General features: G+C 28.4%; 21 protein-coding genes, 4 tRNA genes and 1 other RNA gene. 23 read left to right on the forward strand and 3 right to left on the reverse strand.

Features of this window, described 5'->3' with window-relative positions:
- Positions 1–2 precede the first annotated feature (2 nt).
- Positions 3–608 (forward strand): hypothetical protein, encoded by a 606-nt coding sequence (locus BSV1_RS03465; RefSeq protein WP_008882500.1) that lies wholly within the window; start codon positions 3–5, stop codon positions 606–608.
- Between the two features lie 51 nt (positions 609–659).
- Here BSV1_RS03465 and uvrC read toward each other — a convergent pair whose 3' ends face one another.
- The gene (gene uvrC, locus BSV1_RS03470; RefSeq protein ID WP_008882675.1) at positions 660–2,471 is read right to left on the reverse strand and encodes an excinuclease ABC subunit UvrC; all 1,812 of its coding nucleotides are present in this window, start codon (positions 2,469–2,471) and stop codon (positions 660–662) included.
- A 121-nt stretch (positions 2,472–2,592) separates the two neighbouring features.
- Between uvrC and BSV1_RS03475 the strand changes: the two genes are divergently transcribed.
- From BSV1_RS03475 to BSV1_RS03490, 4 genes are all read left to right on the forward strand, one after another.
- Complete coding sequence (locus BSV1_RS03475) at positions 2,593–4,110, forward strand: fibronectin type III domain-containing protein (protein WP_039949606.1); 1,518 nt, start codon at positions 2,593–2,595, stop codon at positions 4,108–4,110.
- On the forward strand, positions 4,103–5,413 hold the full coding sequence (locus BSV1_RS03480) for a tetratricopeptide repeat protein (protein WP_008882570.1): 1,311 nt from the start codon (positions 4,103–4,105) through the stop codon (positions 5,411–5,413). The genes BSV1_RS03475 and BSV1_RS03480 overlap by 8 nt, the downstream gene beginning before the upstream one ends.
- Before the next feature lie 63 nt (positions 5,414–5,476).
- Positions 5,477–5,565: transfer RNA gene (locus BSV1_RS03485), tRNA-Ser, on the forward strand.
- Positions 5,566–5,621: 56 nt separating this feature from the next.
- A tRNA-Ser gene (locus tag BSV1_RS03490) sits at positions 5,622–5,708 on the forward strand.
- 23 nt (positions 5,709–5,731) lie between these two features.
- Here BSV1_RS03490 and BSV1_RS03495 read toward each other — a convergent pair.
- A complete protein-coding gene (locus BSV1_RS03495) occupies positions 5,732–6,445 on the reverse strand; it encodes a hypothetical protein (protein WP_039949558.1) in 714 nt (237 codons plus the stop codon).
- Positions 6,446–6,519: 74 nt separating this feature from the next.
- On the opposite strand from BSV1_RS03495, the gene BSV1_RS03500 reads away from it, so the two are divergent.
- The 15 genes from BSV1_RS03500 to BSV1_RS03570 all read left to right on the forward strand — a co-directional run bounded on the left by BSV1_RS03500 (position 6,520) and on the right by BSV1_RS03570 (position 18,342).
- Positions 6,520–6,593, forward strand: a tRNA-Arg gene (locus tag BSV1_RS03500).
- A gap of 16 nt (positions 6,594–6,609) precedes the next feature.
- A tRNA-Ser gene (locus BSV1_RS03505) sits at positions 6,610–6,696 on the forward strand.
- Between the two features lie 3 nt (positions 6,697–6,699).
- An RNA gene (gene ffs / locus BSV1_RS06445) (signal recognition particle sRNA small type) lies at positions 6,700–6,796 on the forward strand.
- 191 nt (positions 6,797–6,987) lie between these two features.
- The gene (dnaX, locus tag BSV1_RS03510) at positions 6,988–8,670 is read left to right on the forward strand and encodes a DNA polymerase III subunit gamma/tau (protein ID WP_008882631.1); all 1,683 of its coding nucleotides are present in this window, start codon (positions 6,988–6,990) and stop codon (positions 8,668–8,670) included.
- 4 nt (positions 8,671–8,674) lie between these two features.
- The gene (gene efbC, locus BSV1_RS03515; protein ID WP_002656115.1) at positions 8,675–8,974 is read left to right on the forward strand and encodes a nucleoid-associated protein EbfC; all 300 of its coding nucleotides are present in this window, start codon (positions 8,675–8,677) and stop codon (positions 8,972–8,974) included.
- Positions 8,975–9,144: 170 nt separating this feature from the next.
- On the forward strand, positions 9,145–9,654 hold the full coding sequence (locus tag BSV1_RS03520) for a nucleoside-diphosphate kinase (RefSeq protein ID WP_008882367.1): 510 nt from the start codon (positions 9,145–9,147) through the stop codon (positions 9,652–9,654).
- Positions 9,655–9,937: 283 nt separating this feature from the next.
- A complete protein-coding gene (locus BSV1_RS03525) occupies positions 9,938–10,465 on the forward strand; it encodes a hypothetical protein (protein WP_008882557.1) in 528 nt (175 codons plus the stop codon).
- Complete coding sequence (locus tag BSV1_RS03530) at positions 10,462–11,157, forward strand: LptA/OstA family protein (RefSeq protein WP_008882485.1); 696 nt, start codon at positions 10,462–10,464, stop codon at positions 11,155–11,157. Before BSV1_RS03525 ends, BSV1_RS03530 begins: the two co-directional genes overlap by 4 nt.
- Entirely contained in the window at positions 11,135–11,926 is a 792-nt protein-coding gene (gene lptB / locus BSV1_RS03535) for an LPS export ABC transporter ATP-binding protein (RefSeq protein ID WP_008882581.1), read from the forward strand. Before BSV1_RS03530 ends, lptB begins: the two co-directional genes overlap by 23 nt.
- Positions 11,923–12,612: a peptidoglycan editing factor PgeF gene (gene pgeF, locus BSV1_RS03540; RefSeq protein WP_008882499.1), complete on the forward strand. Its 690-nt coding sequence runs from the start codon at positions 11,923–11,925 to the stop codon at positions 12,610–12,612. The genes lptB and pgeF overlap by 4 nt, the downstream gene beginning before the upstream one ends.
- A gap of 1 nt (position 12,613) precedes the next feature.
- Positions 12,614–13,360, forward strand: coding sequence for a Nif3-like dinuclear metal center hexameric protein (locus BSV1_RS03545; protein WP_008882334.1), 747 nt, complete (start codon positions 12,614–12,616; stop codon positions 13,358–13,360).
- 10 nt (positions 13,361–13,370) lie between these two features.
- Positions 13,371–13,883 carry a signal peptidase II gene (gene lspA / locus BSV1_RS03550; RefSeq protein WP_008882333.1) on the forward strand — a complete coding sequence of 171 codons (513 nt, stop codon included), beginning with the start codon at positions 13,371–13,373 and terminating at the stop codon, positions 13,881–13,883.
- A 237-nt stretch (positions 13,884–14,120) separates the two neighbouring features.
- On the forward strand, positions 14,121–14,942 hold the full coding sequence (locus BSV1_RS03560) for a TIGR00282 family metallophosphoesterase (RefSeq protein ID WP_002557063.1): 822 nt from the start codon (positions 14,121–14,123) through the stop codon (positions 14,940–14,942).
- An 89-nt stretch (positions 14,943–15,031) separates the two neighbouring features.
- Positions 15,032–16,315, forward strand: coding sequence for a UDP-N-acetylglucosamine 1-carboxyvinyltransferase (gene murA, locus BSV1_RS03565; RefSeq protein WP_008882592.1), 1,284 nt, complete (start codon positions 15,032–15,034; stop codon positions 16,313–16,315).
- Between the two features lie 662 nt (positions 16,316–16,977).
- Positions 16,978–18,342, forward strand: a complete 1,365-nt coding sequence (locus BSV1_RS03570) for an MATE family efflux transporter (RefSeq protein WP_008882785.1) — start codon at positions 16,978–16,980, stop codon at positions 18,340–18,342.
- 196 nt (positions 18,343–18,538) lie between these two features.
- Here the strand turns inward: BSV1_RS03570 and BSV1_RS03575 are convergent, their stop codons facing one another.
- Entirely contained in the window at positions 18,539–18,928 is a 390-nt protein-coding gene (locus tag BSV1_RS03575; RefSeq protein ID WP_008882702.1) for a hypothetical protein, read from the reverse strand.
- 489 nt (positions 18,929–19,417) lie between these two features.
- Between BSV1_RS03575 and tuf the strand changes: the two genes are divergently transcribed.
- The 3 genes from tuf to rplC are packed head-to-tail and all read left to right on the forward strand — an operon-like array spanning position 19,418 to position 21,621.
- Positions 19,418–20,602 (forward strand): elongation factor Tu, encoded by a 1,185-nt coding sequence (gene tuf / locus BSV1_RS03580; RefSeq protein WP_002657015.1) that lies wholly within the window; start codon positions 19,418–19,420, stop codon positions 20,600–20,602.
- 51 nt (positions 20,603–20,653) lie between these two features.
- Positions 20,654–20,965 (forward strand): 30S ribosomal protein S10, encoded by a 312-nt coding sequence (gene rpsJ / locus BSV1_RS03585; protein ID WP_002557068.1) that lies wholly within the window; start codon positions 20,654–20,656, stop codon positions 20,963–20,965.
- 35 nt (positions 20,966–21,000) lie between these two features.
- On the forward strand, positions 21,001–21,621 hold the full coding sequence (rplC, locus tag BSV1_RS03590; protein ID WP_008882804.1) for a 50S ribosomal protein L3: 621 nt from the start codon (positions 21,001–21,003) through the stop codon (positions 21,619–21,621).
- Positions 21,622–21,629 lie beyond the last annotated feature (8 nt).

A 21,629-nucleotide genomic window follows, 5' to 3' on the forward strand; every position in this document is an offset into this window, starting at 1 on the left:
GTATGAAGCAAAAATTAAGTTGGATTTTATTATTTTGTTTTTTGTCTTGTAGATTTGAATCTAGATTGGCTGAAAATGTTTTAATAGGGTTTTTTGATTCTATTAAAAATTTTCAAAGCAATCCTGAAATGTTTTTTAATTATTTAAATATTCCAAGTGATGATGACCTGAAGGCAAAAATTCGTGGCTTAAAATCTCAGGCAAAGGACGATTTCATTTTTTATCCTTTGTTTTTTAACAATCTAAGATATGAGATAATAGGTAGGAAAAATATTTCTAAGGGCTTTGAATTTGAAGTTATTATTAAAAATATTAACTTTCAAAGCGGTATAGAAAAATTTTTGGTTAAATTAAATAAAATTGAAGGGAGATCTTTAAATATTAAAAATTTAGAAAAAAAAGAGCGTAAAAAAATATTTGACAATTTAATAAATGAAGTTATTGGAGAGTTGAATGATTTTGATTACACCGAGATTGTTCATTTTTTTAGAGTAGTTAAGAGTTCTTCTGAAAATTATAAAATAGAGCTTTTGGGAGATGTTTTAAATATACAGTCTAGAAATAAGCTTATTAATGATCTTTTTTTGGTTTTATCGCCTGGAATTTAAAATATTGTTTTATTTTAAAAAATGTTAATAAATAATAATCTAGTTTAAAATTTATTTATCTTGATTATTATTTTTTATTGAGTTTTCTTTTATTGCAAATTCTTTTATTCTTTTTGCAAGTTGCACGTTTACTTTTATTTTTTCTGAAATTTCGTTTTCACTTAAAGGAAATATATCCTTATAGGTTCCAATTGATTTTAATATTTTTTGGGCTGTTTTTTCTCCAATTCCGTGTATTTTTGTATACAATAGGGTTATTTTTTCTCTGCTTTTTTTGTTAAATCCGTTGGCCTTTCTGTGTGCTTCGTCTCTTACATTTTGCAGTATCCTAAGGGCAGGATGTCCGTGGGGTAGATTTATTCCCTTTTTGTTGGTTGTTAAGAATATTGTTTCTTGTTTTTTTGCCAACGAGCAGACTTTAACTTTGTTTTCTATTTTTAAGCCCTTTAAGATAGAAATAGCAGCATTTAATTGCCCTTTGCCCCCGTCAATTAAAATTAAATTTGGCAGTTCTAAATTGTTATTAATTATTTCCGAATATCTTCTTGAGATTACTTCTTTTATTGCCTTAAAGTCGTCAATTTCTCCTTTTAATAGCGAATTTAGTTTGTAAAGCCTGTAGTTTTTTTTAAAAGGTATTCCCATTTTAAAAGTAACCATAGAAGCTACTGTTTCTTGACCTTTAAGATGAGCAATATCAAATCCTTCGATTATTTTGGGAAGTTTGTTCATTTCTAGCAAAATTTTTAGACTCTCAAGCGCTTTGTTGCTTTTGTTTTCATATTCTCTTAAAGATAATTCAGCATTAGATATGGCCATTTCCATTATTTTTAAAATTTCTTCTGTTTCTTTGTAAATAATTTCTGTTTTTGTATTTTTAATTTCATTTATTAGTTTTTCAACATTTTTGGTGTCAATATCTTTGAGAAAAATATGAATTTTGTCTGGTACTATCATATTAATAGATGTGTAATATTGAGTCAAAAATTGTAAAATCAGCTCATTTTCTTTGCATATACTCTCATCAAAGTTTGCATCTCTTTCAACTAATTTTCCATTTCTATATTTTAATACTATTATTGTATTTACATTTTCTCCTGGATGAACATGTACATAGTCTATGTTTAAATTGTTGGTTTTTGTAACGATTTGGATTTGATTGATTTCTATTAAAGAATTTTTAATTTCTTTTAATTTGATAGCGGTTTCAAAATCTTCTTTTTGTATGGCAAGTTTTAATTTGATATCAATTTGACTTAATATTTCGGATATATTTCCATTTAGTATGGATTTTGCCTTATCTAGTTCTTTTTGATATTCTTTTTCAAGGTTTTCTTTGTGGCATACTCCAAGGCATTGCCCCATATGGTAATATAGGCAAGGAGCATTGGATTTTTTTTTACACTTTCTAATCTTAAATGTTTTGTTAATAAAATCTAGTACTTGGTCTAATTTTTTTACATTGGTAAATGGTCCAAAATATTCGCTTTTGTCATTAATTATTTTTCTAGTTTTGAAAATTCTTGGATATTTTTCATGGGTTATCCTTACCATGGGATAACCTTTTCCATCTTTTAATTTTACATTGTAATCAGGTTTGTGGGTTTTAATTAGATTGCACTCTAGAAGCAATGCTTCGTATTCGCTGTTTGTTGTAATAACTTCTATTGATTTTACATTTTTCATTAATATTTTGATTTTGAGGCTATTTTTTTCTAAAAAATAACTTTTTACTCTTGATCTTAGATTTTTTGCTTTTCCAATATAGAGTATTTTTTTATTTTCATTTAGCATCTTATAGCAACCGCTTGTGGTTGGTAATTTTATTACTTTTTCGAATAAATTTGTTAGGCTCTCTTTCATAATGTCAGGCAGTTTTTAGATTTTAAAAATCATCTTATGATATAATATTGTATCATAAGGCAGTTTGTTTTATGTTTTGGGGTATTTAAAAATATGGGTAATAACAAATAAAAGGTCAAAAATGAGATTAATTTTAATACTCTTGCTATCTTTTTTGTGCTTTTCTACTCTGTTATCTCAAGAATTGAAGTTGATACTTGATTCGAAAAAAAATTTTAAATTTATTCAAGATTCTAGCAATGTTACTTTTGAAAGGGATATGAGGGGTTTGCTTGGTATTTATTTGGATAGATATAAAGCTGTTTTAGATTTAAATAATATTGATTTGCGCTTAGAAATAGGAAGGGATAATAAATTAAAAGACACATCTTCAAATTATTTAGTTAGTGCAAAAAGTTTGAGAGTTTCAAATGAATTTCGTAATGTTTCTAATGGCTCTTTAATTTTTTATTCAAATCAAAATCCTGTTAAGTTTAAGCCACTTACAAAGAAGGCGTTCTTTTTTTCAGGCAATACTGTTTCTGATTTTACTATTAAGTTTTGGGTATATCGAACAACGTCTGTTACAGGAGAAATTATTTTTAGTTGGGATGGTTATAAAAAGATTAATAATTCGTGGGTAGATCAGTCTATTAGATTGGAAAGCGATGAGGGAAATTTTGTTTGGGTTTTAAACAATGTATTTTTAAAAGACAATAAAAATCCTATCAAAATTAGAATGAAAAGCAATGATGATTTTATTCCAAAGGAATGGCATTTGCATATTTTAAGATATAGGCAAAAGGACGGCATACTTGAATATTTGATAGATTCTAAACCTCAGGCAATAGAATATATAACAGATGATAAGAAGGAAGGATCAGGATATTTATTAAGTATTGGTAATTTTATTGATTTTACCTTAGGAACTTATTTTACTGGTGCGGTTGAGAATTTGGAAATACATAAAAGCTTTGAAGAGGTTAGTAATGCTTTTTTCTCAAAGAATATGGGATACATTATTACAGAGCCTATTAAGCTTTCTAAATATTATTCTCAAGTATTATCCTTTGATGTTGATTCCAATGTTCCTAAGGATACAGAGATTGTTTATTATTACAGATTAGATAATAAGGTATTTTATGATACAGATAGTCATGGGAATATTAAAAAAAATTTAACTGGGGCATGGATTCATTTTGATCCTAAAAAAGATTTTCCAGATTCAAAGATATCAAAATATATTCAAATAAAAGTTGAATTTTATCCTAGTGGGGATTCTGTAAGCAGTCCTTCTCTTTATAGTATGTCAATTACTTACGTTCCTGAAGCAGCTCCATTTCCTCCTGTGATAACAAAAGTTATTCCAGGCTCCAGGGAAGTTTTTATTGAATGGATTCCTGTTGTTAATAGCAGTGTTGAGGGGTATTACATTTATATTGGTGTTGTTTCTGGTAATTATCATGGAAAAACCGGCGGTGTTTTAACTTCTCCTATTGATGTTGGAAATCAAACTTCTTTTAAGATTACAGGACTTGAAGATGGAAGACTTTACTATATTAGTATTGCTGCTTACAATTTGGATAAAAGTGTTAATAAGACTTCTTTTTCAAAGGAAATTTCTGTAAGGCCTATGGAGATTTTTAAAAAATATGAATAACTTTAGTTTTGAGAAGGCTTTAAATTTTTATAAAAATGGTGATTTTAAAAGCTCTCTTGATAATTTAGATGTTTTTGATGAGAATTTTGATTCTCTTGCACTTAAAGCGCTTATTTATTTCAAGAAAAAGGATTATAAGGCTCTTTTATATGTTTTAAATACTTATCCTGTTGTTTTGAGCGAATATAATTTTTTAGTTAAACTTATAGATTATGGCAAAATTGAAAAAAATAAAGATGATTTAGGTCCTTTTGAGAATTATAATTTAGGTGTTTTTTATTTTAATTTAAAAGAATATGAACTTGCTTTAAGTTGTTTTTTAAAAGCTAAAGAGCAAAAATCTGATTTTGTACAAGCTTTAAACAATAGTGCTGTTTTATTTGAAATGTTGGGTAACAAAGACAAGGCTTTAAAATTATTTTTTGAGGCTAGAGATTTGGATCAAAACAATTCTCTAGTTAAGCTTAATATTTGGATTTTAAAAAATAGTGAATCTCTTCAAGCAGCAAACTTTTTAAAAGTAGATAAAATTTTTTTTGATGCCAATCTTGCTCTTGTTGTTAATTATTTAATGTATTATTTCTATTCTATTGGGGAAATAAGCAGAGCAATTAGGCTTTCTGAGAAATTTTTAACAGACTCTCATTATTCTAAATATATTTGGCACAATAGGGCAACTATTTTTCATAAAATAGGCAACATGACTCAAGCCACAACATCTTATGTTAAAGCCATTTTAAATTTTCCCAATATTTATACGATCTACAATATGCATATTGCAACAGTTGAGCTTTTAAAATTTTCTCCTAAAAAGTCTATTGAGAGAATGGTTAATGATTATTCCAACTTAGATTTGATATATTTATATGCAACCTTATTTTTTCTTAGAAATCGTGATCTTGAGGATGCCTATTTTTATATGAAAAAACTTTGTGAGCTTAATCCAGAACCTTATTCAAAATTTTTAAAATTGCTTGAGTCCAGCGAGGATATGTTAATTGAAACTCTGCTTGAAGAATTTGCAGTATCTTTAAGAGTAAATTGGTATTTAGAGTATTTATTTTTTATTGACAATTCTTTGAATTTGAGAGATCCTATTTTTGTTTTTGATCACAATATAAGAGTAAATACGTATATTTGGAGAATTAAAGATGAGTGCATTGAATTAAAATTTAGCAACAATGAGGAAAAAATGGTTCAAGAAATCTTGCATGAAGAATGTATTTTGCCCGAAATTGACATTTCTATTGGGGATTTTCAAAATTTAATAGAAGCTTATAAAGAGTTTAGAATAAATTACTAATAATTTATAATTTATTTGGTTGACAATAATAATATCTCTAAGATAATATGTATTAATGTTATAGGAGAGATGCCAGAGTGGCCGAATGGGGCTTCCTGCTAAGAAGTTGTCCTTTTAAAAGGGGACCATGGGTTCGAATCCCATTCTCTCCGTAATTATTTAAATATTGACAGCGTGTATTTTATTTATTAAAATTTGTTTTAACTCTGGAGAGGTGGCAGAGTGGTTTAATGCTACGGTCTTGAAAACCGTTGTAGGTGTGAGCCTACCGTGAGTTCGAATCTCACCCTCTCCGTAATTATCATTTAATTTTAAGTATTAAGATTGGGGGTGAAGGTTTTTGTTTGGTTGATATTCATTTTCTGTGTTTTCATGTATGGGGAATTGAAACTCAATTTTATCGCAGCCATTACAATCATTTGAGAATGGATTGTAAAAAACTATAATTTGGTTATTTTTAAAATAATATTTATATCTTGGAAAGATTGTTGTGAATTTTTTTTCCAATTCTTTTTGACTGTGTTTGCCTTTAACATAAAAATCTTTAATTCTGCTATTTAGCTGTTCTTTTAATACGTTTATTAGAGAGTCTAGCTGATCTTTTGATATTATTTCTGAAATTTCTATTTTTTTGTTTCCTTTTAAGTTTAAAGAATAATATTTCAAGAAAGTGCTTGATTCTTTTTCTCTGAAAGATTCTTTGTATAAAATAGATGTAATGCCAATATTTTCATTTTTAAATATTGTAAAATTGGAAAAATAAAAATATTCATTTTTTGAGTTTTTGGGTTTTGATATTTTATTTTCGATGTCTTTTTTCCATTTTTTTATAAGATTTTCAAATTCAAAGCTTGCATTTTCCATAAAAGGAATTTTTGCATCTATGTGGAGAATATTATTGTTTTTTAGTATTTCATTTTCTTTGATATTTTTAGTTTTAATTTCAAATTCGGAATTGACTTTACTTGAGACTGATTTAGAGCATGATAGAATAGATAATATTGAAAGAAAAATGATTAGTTTAGTTTTCACAATTTCTCCATTTTCTATTGAATGTTTTTATTGTAATAAATAGTAATTTTTATTACAATAAAAACTAATTATTTGTGTCCATAGCTCAGTTGGATAGAGCGTTAGATTGCGATTCTTAAGGTCGGAGGTTCAAGTCCTCTTGGACACGAAAAGTTTGTTAGTTTGGAGAGATGGCCGAGTGGCTTAAGGCGCACGCTTGGAAAGCGTGTATACAGTAAAATGTATCATGGGTTCGAATCCCATTCTCTCCGATTCCTAGGACCCGTACTATCAAGTATTGCCGAATCCCGTCAGGACTGGAAAGTAGCAGCGGTAAGTGATTTTTTTGATGAGTACGTAAGTCTTAGGTTTAATTTTGAACCCAAATGCAATGTTTTGCTTTATGTTAAGATATGGATTTGTCTTTTTGCGACTTTCAATTTTATTATATTTTTTATGTTTCATAAAATTCTTTTAAAGTAATAGTTCTGAGATATAAATATGTTGTATAGTATATATTTACTAATATTTTACTTATTAAAGCATAGGGAGGTAAAAAGTTAATGGCGTCTTCAAGAGGCACTGCTCTTAAGAAACGCCCCAGAGATTTCAACTCTCTTGAAGGGCAAGACTTTGTTATTGAAACTCTAAAGCATTCTATAGAGAAAAATAAAATAGCCAATGCTTATATCTTTTCAGGGCCAAGAGGCGTTGGCAAAACTTCATCAGCCAGAGCTTTTGCCAGATGCTTAAATTGCAGGAATGGTCCAACAGTTATGCCATGTGGGGAATGCAGCAATTGTAAATCTATTGAGAATGATAGCAGCCTTGATGTTGTTGAAATTGATGGTGCTTCAAACACCTCGGTTCAAGATATTAGACAAATTAAAGAAGAGATAATGTTTCCTCCTGCAATTTCTAAATATAGAATATATATTATTGATGAAGTTCATATGCTTTCCAATTCTGCTTTTAATGCTCTTTTAAAGACAATTGAAGAGCCTCCAAATTATATTGTTTTTATTTTTGCCACTACAGAGTCACACAAGCTTCCAGAGACAATAAAAAGCAGATGTCAACATTTTAGTTTTAAACTTTTATCTTTAGAAAAGATTTATAATATGCTTAAGAAAGTTTGTTTAGAGGATGATATTAAATATGAAGATGAAGCTTTAAAATGGATTGCGTATAAAAGTAGTGGTAGCGTAAGAGATGCTTATACTCTTTTTGATCAGATAGTTTCTTTTACTGATTCTAACATTAAATTAGATCAAATAAGATCTAAGATGGGCTTAACCAACGATGAATTTTTGGAAAAGTTGTCAGTTAGCATTCTTGGTGAAGATGTGAAAGAGTTAATTTGTGTTCTTGATTCTATTTTTTCATCTGGAGTGTCTTATGAGCAATTTCTTTTAGATTCAATCGAATTTTTTAGAGAGGCATTATTTTTAAAGATAGGTATTAAAAATTTTGAGTTTATTGGAATTAAATCTGAGGATTTGAAAAAGAAATTACTTGAGTTTGATTTGAACTATCTTGAGAGAATTATTGTTGTTTTGCTTGAAACTTACAGGGATTTGCAATTTTCGGTTAATCCAAGATATGAGCTTGAGATTAATTTTATTAAAATTTTAAGACTTAAAAGTTATGTTCCAAATCATGTTTTAATAAAGCAAATTCAAAATCTTGAAGACAATTTGTTAGAAAATATTGCTGCAGATTCAAGCAATTTTGATGTTTTATCAAATAATAAGAGCGAAGATGATTTGGCTTTTATTCCATCAAAATCTAACTTAAAATGTGAATTTCCCGAAATCAAATCTTTAGAAAAAGAGGAAGCTGATCGTGATGAAAATTTGTCAACAAAAATTGATAAAAATATTTTAGAGACCAATAGTATTGACGAGATTGATGAGATTTTTATTGAAGATGATAATTCGAGTAATTCAAATGATTTTATTGATATAAGAGATAAGCTTATTTATATTGTTTCAAGATATGTTCAAACTTTAGTTCATTCGGGAGAAGTTGTTATTGACGACAATGTTCTTTATTATAAGGTTTTTAGTGAGTTTGAATATAATGAGCTTCAAAATTATAAAGGTGAGATAAGATCTGAATTTTATAAAGAATTCCCCAATTTAAGCATTGTGTTTCAGAAAAATTTTAAAAACCTTGAAAAGGATTTTGAAAAAATAGAAACTGTAAAAAATATTTTTGGAGCAAGTGAAGTTCTGGAGGGATAAAAATATGGCAGTAAATCCGTTAGATTTTTTGAAAAATATGTCTAGTGTTAAGAATAATATTGACAATATTAAAAAGGAAATTTCTAAAATTACGGTTTGTGGTAAAGCAGGTAGCAATATTGTTACTATTGAGATGGATGGCGAATTTAATGTTAAAAAAGTTTCAATCAATAAGGAATTTTTTGATGATTTAGACAATGATGCTTTTGAACAAATGGTTAAATCTGCTTTAAATGATGCTGTCTCTAAGGTTAAAGAAGAGATAAAATTAAAAACCATGGGAGTTCTTCCTTTTGGAATGTAGTTTTTAATTTTGTAAAAGTTATACTTGAATTTTTCAATACAATGTTAAGTGCTTTATAATTTGTATTATTCCATATAAATGTAATTAATCAGATATAATTTTTGTATTGAATAAGTATTTTTATTTATTTAATTATTTTTTAATATATATCCTAAATTTTAGGAGGATTTATGTCAATGTTATTGCAAAAAACTTTATGTATTGTTAAGCCAGATGGAGTTAGAAGAGGTTTAATTGGCGATGTAATTTCTAGATTTGAAAGGGCAGGTTTAAAGATGGTAGCTGCTAAAATGCTTATTGTTGATGAGAGTTTGGCAAAAAAACATTATTTATACAATGATATTGTCTTTAGACATAGTGAGGCTGTTTGGAATTCTTTAATTAAATTTATTTCAAATTCCCCTGTTTTTGCATTTGTTGTTGAAGGGGTTGAAAGCATTGAGGTTGTGAGGAAGCTTTGTGGTGCTACTGAGCCAAAATTGGCTATTCCTGGAACAATACGGGGAGATTTTTCTTATCATAGTTTTAAGTATTCAAATGAAAAAGGTTTTTCAATTTACAATGTGATTCATGCATCTGCAAATGAGGCAGATGCGATGCGCGAAATACCAATTTGGTTTAAAGACAATGAAATTTTAAACTACAAAAGAGATGATGAATGTGAGCATTATTATTGTTAATTTTTATAAGTCTATCTCTTAAAAGGAATAAGCTGTAAATTACCTTTGTGTTAGCCCGAAATAAGAGCAATTTTTGTACTTTTGTTTGAATTTTTGTATTTTAGGAGAATTCTTATATAGAAAATTGTTCTTAAGAATAGTGTTTTTACCTTGATTTTATGTTTTACATTATAATTGATTATATAAATAAATTTTGTTTGATAAAGTTTTTGATGTTGTGTTGTTATGTTTGGTAGATTGTCAATTGAAATAGAAAAAATTTCTAGTCTTGTGAAAAATGTTTATGAAAATACTTAGACTTTATTTGTTGTTTTTGTTTTTTGCTTGTACTTTCGATTATGATGAGTATTCTAGTAGATCTGATGTGGCCAAAAAGTTTCCTTCAATACAAATATTAGGAATCAAGTATTATGATGTTGTATACAATAAAGAGCAAACTGTTTTAAATTCTTTAAGCTTTAGTTATTTCAATGACTATAAAATTTATAAGGCAGAGAATGGAAGGTTTTTATATCATTCCCTAGATAATGAAATTTCAGGGAAGTTTAATAATTTGGAAGGTTCTTATATTACAAAGGATTTGGATATGAGGGATTCTGTAGAATTTAAAATAGAAGATAAAAATAATTATTATTTACTTAATTCAAATAGGCTTTTATGGAAGAATAAAGACAAGAAGTTGCAATCTCCCCCAAATGAGCTAGTATTAATTAGATTTAATGATAGCAAAATAAACGGAAGAGGATTTTCTTATTTTTTAAAGAGCAATGTTTTTTATTTTGATTCTGGAGTTGAAGGAATCATGAATTGAGAGATTTAATTTTAATATGGATTTTTATTATTTTTATTAACAATATTCAAGCAACACAAATAGAATCCAGCCTTAAATCTGAAAGGATTAAGGAAAGTGATGAGAAAAGCACCAATTTTACCTTTAAGTCAGATTTTGCACAAGGAGTAGTGTCTTCTTTTTATAAAAAAATTGTTTTAAAAGGGAATTCAGAGGTTATTTCCTCCGATTTTAATCTTAGAGCAGATGAAATTGAAATTTATGGAGAAAATGGCTCTTATCTTGAAGCTAGAGGCAATGTTTTTTATAAAGATTATAAGAATAAAATGAATGTTAAAGCTCAGTTTTTGTTTTTTAATAGAAAGTTGGATAATTTTTATCTTCAAAAAGGGGTTGAGCTTGAAGACTTAGAAAACAATATGATTGTTAAAGCAGAAAGAATTGAAGGCAGTAATAAAACTAATGTTTATATTATGCAATATTCTGTTAAAATATATAAGGATGATACTTTTGCAAGAGCTGAAAATGGGACTTATAATAAAGAAGAAAAAGAAATGATTCTTGAGGGGGTTCCAGTAATTTACCAGAAAGACAACTATTATTCTGCTTCAAGAATAATTTTCAATACAAAAACCAATAGGTATAAACTTGAGGGAAGTGTTGAAGGAGAATTTACTCAAGTTGAAAATGATGTTTCTGAAGAAAAAAAATAAAATAAAAGAGATTAAGGAAAGCCTTAACCTTGATTCTGTCAATAATGTTGTCTTAAAAGCAGACAACATTATTAAAAAGTATGGTGAAAAGCTTGCTGTTAATGGTATTACAATTAGCATTCATAAAGGTGAGGTTGTGGGGCTTCTTGGTCCAAATGGAGCAGGCAAAACAACAACATTTTATACTATTGTAGGCTTTATTAAGCCTAATGCAGGCAAGGTTTTAATAAATGATTATAACATTTCATCTCTTAATATGTATGAGCGCGCACGAATAGGAATTGTATATCTTCCCCAAGATGCTTCAATTTTTAGAGAACTTACAGTTGAAGAGAATATCATGGTTGCTTTAGAGAGAAGAGAAGATCTATCTAAAGCTGAGCGCAAAATAGAGCTTGTGAATTTGCTTAAAGAATTTGAGATAAAAAGAATACAAAGCCAAAAAGCGTATACTCTTTCTGGTGGAGAGAGAAGGCGAGCAGAGATAGCAAGAGCTTTGGCTGTAAATCCCTATTTTTTACTCTTAGATGAACCTTTTGCCGGTATTGATCCTATTGCGATTGGGGATATAAAGAATATAATAAAAATTTTAAAAGAGAAAAACATAGGAGTTCTTATTACTGATCATAATGTAAGAGATGCTTTTGATATAATCGACAGAGCTTATATTGTTTATCAGGGGCAAGTGCTTGATGAGGGCGATGTTGATTATATAATAAGCAGCGAGAAAGCCAAAAAGCTTTATTTGGGAGAAGAATTTAGATTATGAAAACAATAGATCATGAACTTTATTATGAATTTAGGATAGCTGATGATGTCAAAATGATTTATACTAAAAAGCCTTTTAATCTAAAATTAAAAGAACTTAGTAATGATAATTTTAACTTTGTTCCTAGGTCTAAGAAAATAAAATATTTAAAGCAATTGCATACAGATATTATTTATAAAGTTGAAGATGATTTTGTTAATTTTCAAGAAGGAGATGGTCTTATATCTAGCTCTTTAGATGTAGCCCTTGTTGCTTACTTTGCAGATTGTCTTCCAATATACTTTTATGATTCGGTGAAAAAAATTATAGGACTTATTCACAGTGGATATAAGGGAAGCTTTAATTTGATTATTTTAAAAATGTTATTTATGTTTGAAAAAATGGGATCAGCTTTTAAGGATTTGAAAATTGTTTTTGGGCCTTATAATAGATCTTGTTGTTATGAAGTTTCTGAAATTTTCTTAAAAGAAGTAAGTAATAAATTTAGCAAAGATTTATTAAATGCTTCTTTTGTTACAAGAGATGGTAAAATATACTTTGATAATGCTAGTTTTAATTTAAATTTACTTTCTAGTTTTAATTTAAATATTTATAATTCAAAGCTTTGTACGTATTGTTTGAAAAATCTTTATTCTTATAGAAGATTAAGAGAAAGTCAAAGTTATGCTTTAATTTGGAGAATTTAATTTGAATGTAAGAGATTTGTCTTTTAGGCTTAATTCAATTTTTGATATAAATAAGTATGAGCATATTGATAAAAATTTAAATGGGCTTCAAGTGGGGAATATTAATGCTAAGGTTAACAAGGTTGCCTTTGCTGTTGACGCTAGCTTTTCAACCTTAAAAGAAGCAAAAGGAAATGATTTTTTAATTACCCATCACGGTATTTTTTGGTCAAAAAAAGAGCGCATTGTTTCTAATATGTATGATAAAACAAAATTTTTAATTGAAAATAATTTAGCTCTATATTCGGTGCATTTGCCTATGGATGCTCATTCTGTTTATTCGCACAGCAAAGTGTTTTCAGATTTTTTAGGATTAAAAAATCCTTTTGCTTTTGCAAATTATGGAGGGTTTAATCTAGGAATTATTGCTGATTCTGTTTTTAGCTTTTCTGAAATTTTAGAAAAAATCAAAAAGGAAAATAAACATATTCTTTTTTCGAAAAAGTTCAAAGAATCGGTGAATAAGGTTGCAATTGTTAGTGGTTCTGGATACTCTTTTTTTGAAGAAGCTTTATGTCATGATGTAGATTTGTTTATAACCGGCGACACTTCTCATCAAATATATTCTTTGGCAGAAGAATTCGGTGTGAACTTAATTTTTGCAGGTCATTATTTTACTGAAACTTTTGGTTTAATTAAATTAATGGAAGATTTCAAAATTCAAGAAGATTTAGAGGTTAAATTTATTTGTAAAAATACTAATTTATAAGGATTTTTGTATGAGCGCTAAAAGTAAGCAATATTTCAATATTTTTGTATTTATTATTAGTTTGATTTTTTTTGATCAACTTTCTAAGTATTTGGTTGCAAAGTATGTTAAATTAGGCTCAATATATTTTTCCTTTTTTGATGATTTTTTTAGGATAATACATGTAAGAAACACAGGTATTTTATTTTCTATGGGCTCTAATATCCATTATAGCTTGAAAAAATTTTTTTTTCTTGCAATGCCCATTTTCATTTTAATATTTGTTTTTTATCTTTCTTTGAAAGAAAGAAATTGTATTGCCAGAATTTCACTTTTATTAATTTTTTCAGGGGGAGTGGGAAATGTTATTGATAGATTGTTTAGGCCTTCTGGGGTTGTAGATTTTTTAGATTTGAAATTTTATGGAATTTTTGGACTTGATAGATGGCCTACTTTTAATTTTGCAGATAGCTATGTTGTTATAGGTATGATTTTATTTTTAGTTTATGATTTTTTTATAAAAAGAAAAGCGCTTAATAAATGAAAATTTTGAGTTTTATTTTATGTATGTTAATGAACTTGTCATTAATGTTTCTAGTTTTCTTTTTAGAGTTTTTTTTAGTTGTTAAATTTAGCATTATTGTAAAGCCTTATTTGCAATTTATATTGATTTTTATGATGATTGTTTTCGCTGTTTTGGTGGGGTATTTTGTGTCAATTTTTATTGTAAGAAGTTTGCTTATTAGGTTGTTTGAACTAGATTAATAAAAAGAGAGGCTTTGTGTCTTTAAGGATTTTAATTACCGGCGAGGTTGTCGGTAAAGCTGGGATTATTGTTATAAAATCTTTTTTATCATCCTTTAAGGTGGAAAAAAAGATTGATTTTGTAATATCTGGCAATAATTTTACTACAGGCTTAAGAGGTCTTGGAAAAAAGCATGCCTTTTTATTAAAAAAGTATGGAATTGATGTTTTAACTTTAGGTGAAAATGCTTTTGCAAGGCCTGATTTATCTGATGATCTTGATAAGTATAATTTTATTTTAAAACCTTTAAATTGTCCTGCAAAATTAAAGGGATATTCTTATTTTATTTATAATATTAATGGCAAAAAATTGGCTGTGATTAGAATTGTAGGTCAAACAGGAATAACCAAATATAAATTTAATCATCCTTTTTATAGTTTTGATTTTTTTTATCAAAGAATCAAAATGCAAACAAATAATATTATTGTTCTTTTTGATTCAAATACTACAGCTGAGGTTAATGCTTTGTTTTTTTATCTAAAATCAAGAGTTAGTGCTTGTCTTGGAACTGGGAAAAGGATTTTAACAGCTGATTTGAGAATTTTAGATAATACTGCTATTATAACTGATTTGGGGAGAGTTGGGAGTTTAGACAGTGTTATTGGATATTCTCCCGATTTAGAGGTGGATAAATTTTTGAAAGGATTTTTAAATCAGAAATTTAATGAATCTTGGGAAGGCCTTGGTTTTAACGGTGTTTTAATTGATATCGATGAGAATGGCCATTCTTTTTCTGTAGAGACTGTTAGAGAATATATAGATTGTAAATCAAGTTTAAAAGATATGGATATTGTTTGATATTCATATCTTTAGATATTCTTTAAATTTTAATAATCTTATCTGTGTGATTTAATTTTATTAAGTTTTTATATATAGGAGGATGGATTATGCATAGTTATATTGTAGAAGGTGGCTATAAGATAGGTGGTCAAATTACAGCTAGTGGGAATAAGAACGCTGCTTTACCTTGTATTTTGGCTGCTTTGCTTACCGATGAAGAGGTTATTTTAGAAAATATTCCTAATATTAATGATGTAAAAGTTGTTTTAGATATTTTAAATGATATAGGAGCAGATATTGCAAGAGAGAGAAATACTTTAAAAATAAAAGTTTTAAATATTGTAAAAACAGAAATAGATTCTTCTTTTACAGATTTAATTAGGGCTTCCATACTTTTGTTAGGACCTTTTGTTTCTAGGTTTGGGGAAATAGATATGGCGCTTCCAGGAGGAGATGTGATTGGAAAGAGGAGGCTTGATACTCATTTTTACGGGCTTTGCAAGCTGGGGGCCAAGTTAAGCACAAAAGATAGAAGGATTGTTTTAAAGGCTAACAAGCTTGTTGGCGCTGAAATGTTTTTAGATGAAGCTTCTGTTACAGCCACAGAAAATATCATTATGGCTGCAGTTCTTGCTGAAGGAAATACCGTTATTATGAACGCTGCTTGTGAGCCACATGTTCAAGATTTATGCAATATGTTGAATTCAATGGGTGCTAATATTTTAGGAATTGGTTCAAATGTTTTAGAAATAAAGGGTGTAAAAAAATTAAGTGGGACCGTATTTAGAATAGGAGCCGATTTTATGCAAGTTGGTTCTTTAATTAGCCTTGCTGCATTAACAGGGGGCGAGCTAGAAATTAAAAAAGCAGATCCCCAGCATTTCAGATTAATTAGGCATGTATATTTAAGACTTGGCATTAATTTTGAATATGACAGGGAAAATGTATATGTAAGAGATAAGCAAGAATTAAAAGTTAAGTTAGATTTTGGTGGGCACATTCCAAAAATTGATGATGGCCCATGGCCAGCCTTTCCAACAGACCTTATGAGTATTATTGTAGTTACTGCAACGCAAGTAGAAGGCACAGTTTTAGTTTTTGAGAAGATGTTTGAATCTAGGATGTTTTTTGTAGATAAATTAATAAAAATGGGTGCTCGAATTGTGCTTTGTGATCCACACCGCGTAGTAGTTACGGGTAAATCTTCTCTTAAAGGTAATGTTTTGTCTTCTCCGGATGTACGAGCGGGAATGTCTCTTCTTATTGCTGCTTTTGTTGCTGAAGGTCGCAGCGAGATTCAAAATGTTTATCAAATTGAAAGAGGATACGAAGATGTAGCTAACAAATTAATTAATTTGGGTGCAAAAATCAAGAAAGTTAAAAGTCAATAGCTTAGTGTTGAGCTTTATTATATGTATGATTTATGGAAAATGTTTTTAATAAAAGGTAAAGATAAGGTATTAAGAGGTTGAATTATGAATGAAAATATATTACATTAATTTTTATTGTTGAGATTTTTTTTTATTTTATTTAGTTAGTCCGTAATTTGAAGTATTATTAGGGTTTTAGTATTTTTATCTAATATTATTAATTTTTTTATTTTATAGTTTAAAGATCTTAGTGTAAAAAATAATATTGAAAGATTGATAAAAATTTGCAGAGAGGTATTTCTGATTTTGAATTTTTATTTTTATAATATTAATTATTCTTTTAAATAAAGTATTTATTTCTCTGCTTTAATTCGTAAGAATGGTTTTAATTTTATTAATTACTGTTTATTTATGATTAATATCAGAATTATTAAATTTTTATTATTTATTATATCTGGTTTTAATTTTTCTGTTTTTGGTTATGATTTTTTTGTTGTGGCAGATTAATAGATTTTATTTATATCTTGGTCATTTAATGCATAACATGTTGACTATTAATTGTTTTGACATTGTATATTAATTTTTAATTTTTGAAATTAAAAATTAAATACTTGTTTATTACTGATGAATAAATTTGATTTTAGATTTTTTATAAAAAATGTTTTAGATGGGGATAAAATTTTATGTCTACAGATAAGAGCAAGACTAGGGAATTAATATTAAATGGCAATTTATACAAGGTTCTTTTTTTAATAAGTTTTCCTATTGTTATAACCAATATTATTCAAGCTTTTTATGATCTTACTGATATGTTTTATGTTGGTAAACTTGGAGCCATGCCTTTGTCAGCGCTTTCACTTGCTGGTCCTGTAAATTTTTTTATTATAGCTATTGCTATGGGAATGGCTACAGGAAGCATTTCTTTGATGTCAAAATGCATAGGAGAGGGAAATTTTTCTCGTTTTTCAAGATATGCAGGGCAACTTATTGTTTTAAACTTTGTTTTATCCTTATTTGTTACTATTTGTGTTTTTTTTTTAATTGATCATCTTTTAGATTTGTTGGGTGTAAAAGGGGAGCTTAAAGAACTCTCAAGAGTTTATTTTTATGTGACAATTTTTGCAATACCTATTATGTTTTTAAGCATTTCAATTACATATGTTTTAAATGCTCAAGGAGAAACTATCCTTTCAATGACAATAGTTTTATTTGCCAATATTGTTAATTTTATTCTTGATCCAATTTTAATATTTAGTTTTAATATGGGCATTGCTGGAGCTGCTTGGGCCACTTTATTTTCAAAATTGTTAACAGTTGTCTTTTATTTATTTTTGACTTACAGGCTAAATTATGGATTAAAAATTCATCTGAAGGATTTAGTGATAGATGTAAGATCCATTAAAGAAATTGTTAATCTTGGATTGCCTTCGACTTTTGGGCAAATAATGGTTTCGTTGTCTTTTTTTATTTTCAATTATATAGTTATTGAGATTAGTCCAAAATTTTTGGCGGCTTATGGACTTACAAACACCATTATTTCTTTTTTATTTCTTCCTGCTATGGGAATTGGTACTGGGATTATTTCAATTGTTGGTCAAAATCTTGGTGCTAAGAAGGTCAATAGGGTGGGAGAAGTTTTGAAAAAAGGGTTTTTTATTTCTTTAGCAATTTTATTGATAATAAATTCGATTGTTATTTTTAATAAACAGTTTATACTAAGGTTATTTACAAATGATTTAGAAGTTTTAAATTATGCTAATAATTATTTATTGTTAACAACTATTGGTACTTTTGGATATGGACTCCAACAAGTATTTTTTGGGGGACTTATTGGGTCTGGTAGGACAAAAATTGCAATGATTGTTATTTTTATTAGGCTGTGGCTTATTCGTCTTCCAGTAGTTTTTCTTTTTCAATATTTTGGCATAATTGAAAATTCTTTGGGTTATGCTTTTATAATTTCAAATTATTTGGCAATTATAATTTTAATTGTTTTTACTTGCACTCGTTATTGGGCTAAGCCTATTTTAATTAAAAAATACAAATAGTAATTAAGATTTATTTTATATTTGCATTTTGCCAAAAAATGGCTGATTTGTTTTTAATAAATTTAATGTCTTTGGCCTTAAAAATAGATTTTAGATTCTTTGTTAATCTATTTTTAAGTGTAATTGTTTGTTTGCAATAAAGCTTTTTAAGTAGAATTAATTTTAATAATTTTAGGTTTTAAATCATTTCTATTTGTTATTGTTTTTCAAAAATATATAATGTGTTTTTTCTTTTAGTATTGATTTTAGTTTTTAAATGAAAAGTTTTTGTTTCAAGCCCATTAAGTTTTTCTTTTATTAATTCACCTGTTTTGCTACCTTCTTTAAAAATTGCCAATGAATTTGCATTTATATCTTCTGTGCTTTTGTTTTTAAGGGTAATTATTAGATTATTTTTGCTGTCGGATTTGTAGTTTATTATTTCTACTTTTTTGTTGGTTTTTATAGTGCTAATAAGATAGGTAATTTCTTTTGCATTTTCTTTTGATTTTATTGTGCTTGTTTTTATGCAAGACATAAAAACAATTGAAATGCTAGAAATTGCAAGTATTGGCAATAATTTAAGCTTAAATTTTTGAGCTTTCATCATTTTTATTATATTTTTTTACTAGGGAAAGTGTTAGCCTTTTTGATAAAATAAAGGTTTTTGATCAATTTTAAATAGTGACTAGATTTCAAAAAGTATTTACTATTGTGTTAAATTTCATGTTTTTGAATGTGTTGAGTATCGCTTATTTTAAGTGGTTGCTTTTAAAGCTTTATTTTTCAACATTTTGTGTTTTTCTTTAATTAATGTAAAGTTTATATTAATTTTTAATACCATTATATGTGTAGTGAATTGAGTTTAAAAGTTTAAGCGTATTGACTATATTTTATAAAATGTGTAGAATTTTAAAGCTATTAAAATTTTTTAGAAAAACACGTAGTTCGGGTCAATTTCTAAAAAATTGATTTTTTTATTTTTTTGATTATTTGTAGCTATTTTCTTATTTTAATAAGAATAAATTTGTTAAAAATTTTTTAAAGAGATTAAATGTAAGTAGCTATTTAGAATGTGAAATTTAGGAGGTTAGTCATGGCAAAAGAAGTTTTTCAAAGAACAAAGCCGCACATGAATGTTGGAACAATAGGGCATGTTGATCATGGTAAAACAACACTAACAGCGGCTATTAGTATTTATTGTTCAAAATTAAATAAAGATGCAAAAGCATTAAAGTATGAAGATATTGATAATGCACCCGAAGAGAAAGCAAGAGGAATAACAATTAATGCTAGGCATATTGAGTACGAAACAGCTAATAGACATTATGCTCATGTAGATTGTCCAGGCCATGCCGATTATATAAAAAATATGATTACAGGAGCAGCTCAAATGGATGCAGCGATACTTTTAGTTGCTGCTGATAGTGGTGCTGAGCCTCAAACAAAAGAGCATTTGCTTCTTGCTCAAAGAATGGGAATAAAGAAAATAATAGTTTTTTTAAATAAATTGGACTTAGCAGATCCTGAACTTGTTGAGCTTGTTGAAGTTGAAGTTTTAGAACTTGTTGAAAAATATGGCTTTTCAGCTGATACTCCAATAATCAAAGGTTCAGCTTTTGGGGCTATGTCAAATCCAGAAGATCCTGAATCTACAAAATGCGTTAAAGAACTTCTTGAATCTATGGATAATTATTTTGATCTTCCAGAAAGAGATATTGACAAACCATTTTTGCTTGCTGTTGAAGATGTATTTTCTATTTCAGGAAGAGGCACTGTTGCTACTGGGCGTATTGAAAGAGGTATTATTAAAGTTGGTCAAGAAGTTGAAATAGTTGGAATTAAAGAAACTAGAAAAACCACTGTTACTGGTGTTGAAATGTTCCAGAAAATTCTTGAGCAAGGTCAAGCAGGGGATAATGTTGGTCTTCTTTTAAGAGGCGTTGATAAAAAAGACATTGAGCGGGGACAAGTTTTGTCAGCTCCAGGTACAATTACTCCACACAAGAAATTTAAAGCTTCAATTTATTGTTTGACCAAAGAAGAAGGCGGTAGGCACAAGCCATTTTTTCCAGGATATAGACCACAGTTCTTTTTTAGAACAACCGATGTTACTGGAGTTGTTGCTTTAGAGGGCAAAGAAATGGTTATGCCTGGTGATAATGTTGATATTATTGTTGAGCTGATCTCTTCAATAGCTATGGATAAGAATGTAGAATTTGCTGTTCGAGAAGGTGGAAGAACCGTTGCTTCAGGAAGAATTCTTGAGATATTGGAATAGGTTAAGACTTTAAGGATATATTTAATACTCTCTAAAGTTTAGGAGAATAAATTGATTGCTAAAGATAAGATACGCGTAAGATTATTTAGTTTTGATGTTAAAATATTAGACCAGAGTGCCGAATCTATTGTTAAAGCTGTTCAGAAGGCTAAGGCTCAGATTAAGGGTCCAATCCCTTTGCCGACAAAAATAAAAAAATATACTGTTTTACGTTCTCCTCATGTCAATAAAAAATCAAGAGAGCAATTTGAGATGAGAACTCATAAAAGGCTTATTGATATCTTAGAGCCTACTTCTGCTTTAATGGACTCTTTAATGAAATTAGAGCTTCCAGCAGGTGTTGAGGTAGATATTAAACAGTAAATGATATTTTAAGTATATGAATTTGAGGTATTTTAATGTTGGGATTGATTGGAAAAAAAGTTGGCATGACTCAGATATTTCAGAAAAATGGCATTGTGGTTCCTGTTACTGTTATAGAGTTTCAGCCCAATTATATTATAGGGAAGAAAACAGTCGATAGAGATGGTTATAGCGCTCTTATAGCAGGTTCTGTTGATCTTAAGAGCTCTAAAGTTTCAAAGCCCATAAAAGGTCAATATAAAGGTTTAAAAGATATTGAACCTAAAAGATATGTGATAGAGCTTAAGGGGCTTGACGGGTATGATGCTGGTGATGAGATTAAGGTTGATGTTTTTAAGTCAGTTAAGTATGTAGATGTTACAGGGACCACTAAAGGCAAGGGTTTTCAAGGGGCTATGAAAAGGCATAATTTTAGTGGTGGGCCATCTTCTCATGGATCAAAATTCCACAGACATCTTGGTGGAACAGGACAAGCCACTACTCCTGCAAGAACATTTAAAGGGACCAAAATGGCTGGTAGAATGGGGGGAAATCAACAAACTATTCAAAATCTTGAAGTTGTTTTAATCGATGAAGAAAAAAGAGCCCTTCTAGTAAAAGGGGCTGTGCCTGGCGCTAAGGGTTCTTTTGTTGTTGTTAAGAAATCTAAAAAGTAGGTATTTAG

It is taken from the genome of [Borrelia] finlandensis (assembly GCF_000181875.2).
GTDB lineage: Bacteria > Spirochaetota > Spirochaetia > Borreliales > Borreliaceae > Borreliella > Borreliella finlandensis.

Bases quoted from the DNA above. Each gene is read 5' to 3' on its own strand.
- BSV1_RS03465 (WP_008882500.1), top strand. From the start codon at position 3: ATGAAGCAAAAATTAAGTTGGATTTTATTATTTTGTTTTTTGTCTTGT.
- uvrC (WP_008882675.1), bottom strand. From the start codon at position 2,471: ATGAAAGAGAGCCTAACAAATTTATTCGAAAAAGTAATAAAATTACCA.
- BSV1_RS03475 (WP_039949606.1), top strand. From the start codon at position 2,593: ATGAGATTAATTTTAATACTCTTGCTATCTTTTTTGTGCTTTTCTACT.
- BSV1_RS03480 (WP_008882570.1), top strand. From the start codon at position 4,103: ATGAATAACTTTAGTTTTGAGAAGGCTTTAAATTTTTATAAAAATGGT.
- dnaX (WP_008882631.1), top strand. From the start codon at position 6,988: ATGGCGTCTTCAAGAGGCACTGCTCTTAAGAAACGCCCCAGAGATTTC.
- efbC (WP_002656115.1), top strand. From the start codon at position 8,675: ATGGCAGTAAATCCGTTAGATTTTTTGAAAAATATGTCTAGTGTTAAG.
- BSV1_RS03520 (WP_008882367.1), top strand. From the start codon at position 9,145: ATGTCAATGTTATTGCAAAAAACTTTATGTATTGTTAAGCCAGATGGA.
- BSV1_RS03525 (WP_008882557.1), top strand. From the start codon at position 9,938: ATGAAAATACTTAGACTTTATTTGTTGTTTTTGTTTTTTGCTTGTACT.
- lptB (WP_008882581.1), top strand. From the start codon at position 11,135: ATGTTTCTGAAGAAAAAAAATAAAATAAAAGAGATTAAGGAAAGCCTT.
- pgeF (WP_008882499.1), top strand. From the start codon at position 11,923: ATGAAAACAATAGATCATGAACTTTATTATGAATTTAGGATAGCTGAT.
- lspA (WP_008882333.1), top strand. From the start codon at position 13,371: ATGAGCGCTAAAAGTAAGCAATATTTCAATATTTTTGTATTTATTATT.
- murA (WP_008882592.1), top strand. From the start codon at position 15,032: ATGCATAGTTATATTGTAGAAGGTGGCTATAAGATAGGTGGTCAAATT.
- BSV1_RS03570 (WP_008882785.1), top strand. From the start codon at position 16,978: ATGTCTACAGATAAGAGCAAGACTAGGGAATTAATATTAAATGGCAAT.
- BSV1_RS03575 (WP_008882702.1), bottom strand. From the start codon at position 18,928: ATGAAAGCTCAAAAATTTAAGCTTAAATTATTGCCAATACTTGCAATT.
- tuf (WP_002657015.1), top strand. From the start codon at position 19,418: ATGGCAAAAGAAGTTTTTCAAAGAACAAAGCCGCACATGAATGTTGGA.
- rplC (WP_008882804.1), top strand. From the start codon at position 21,001: ATGTTGGGATTGATTGGAAAAAAAGTTGGCATGACTCAGATATTTCAG.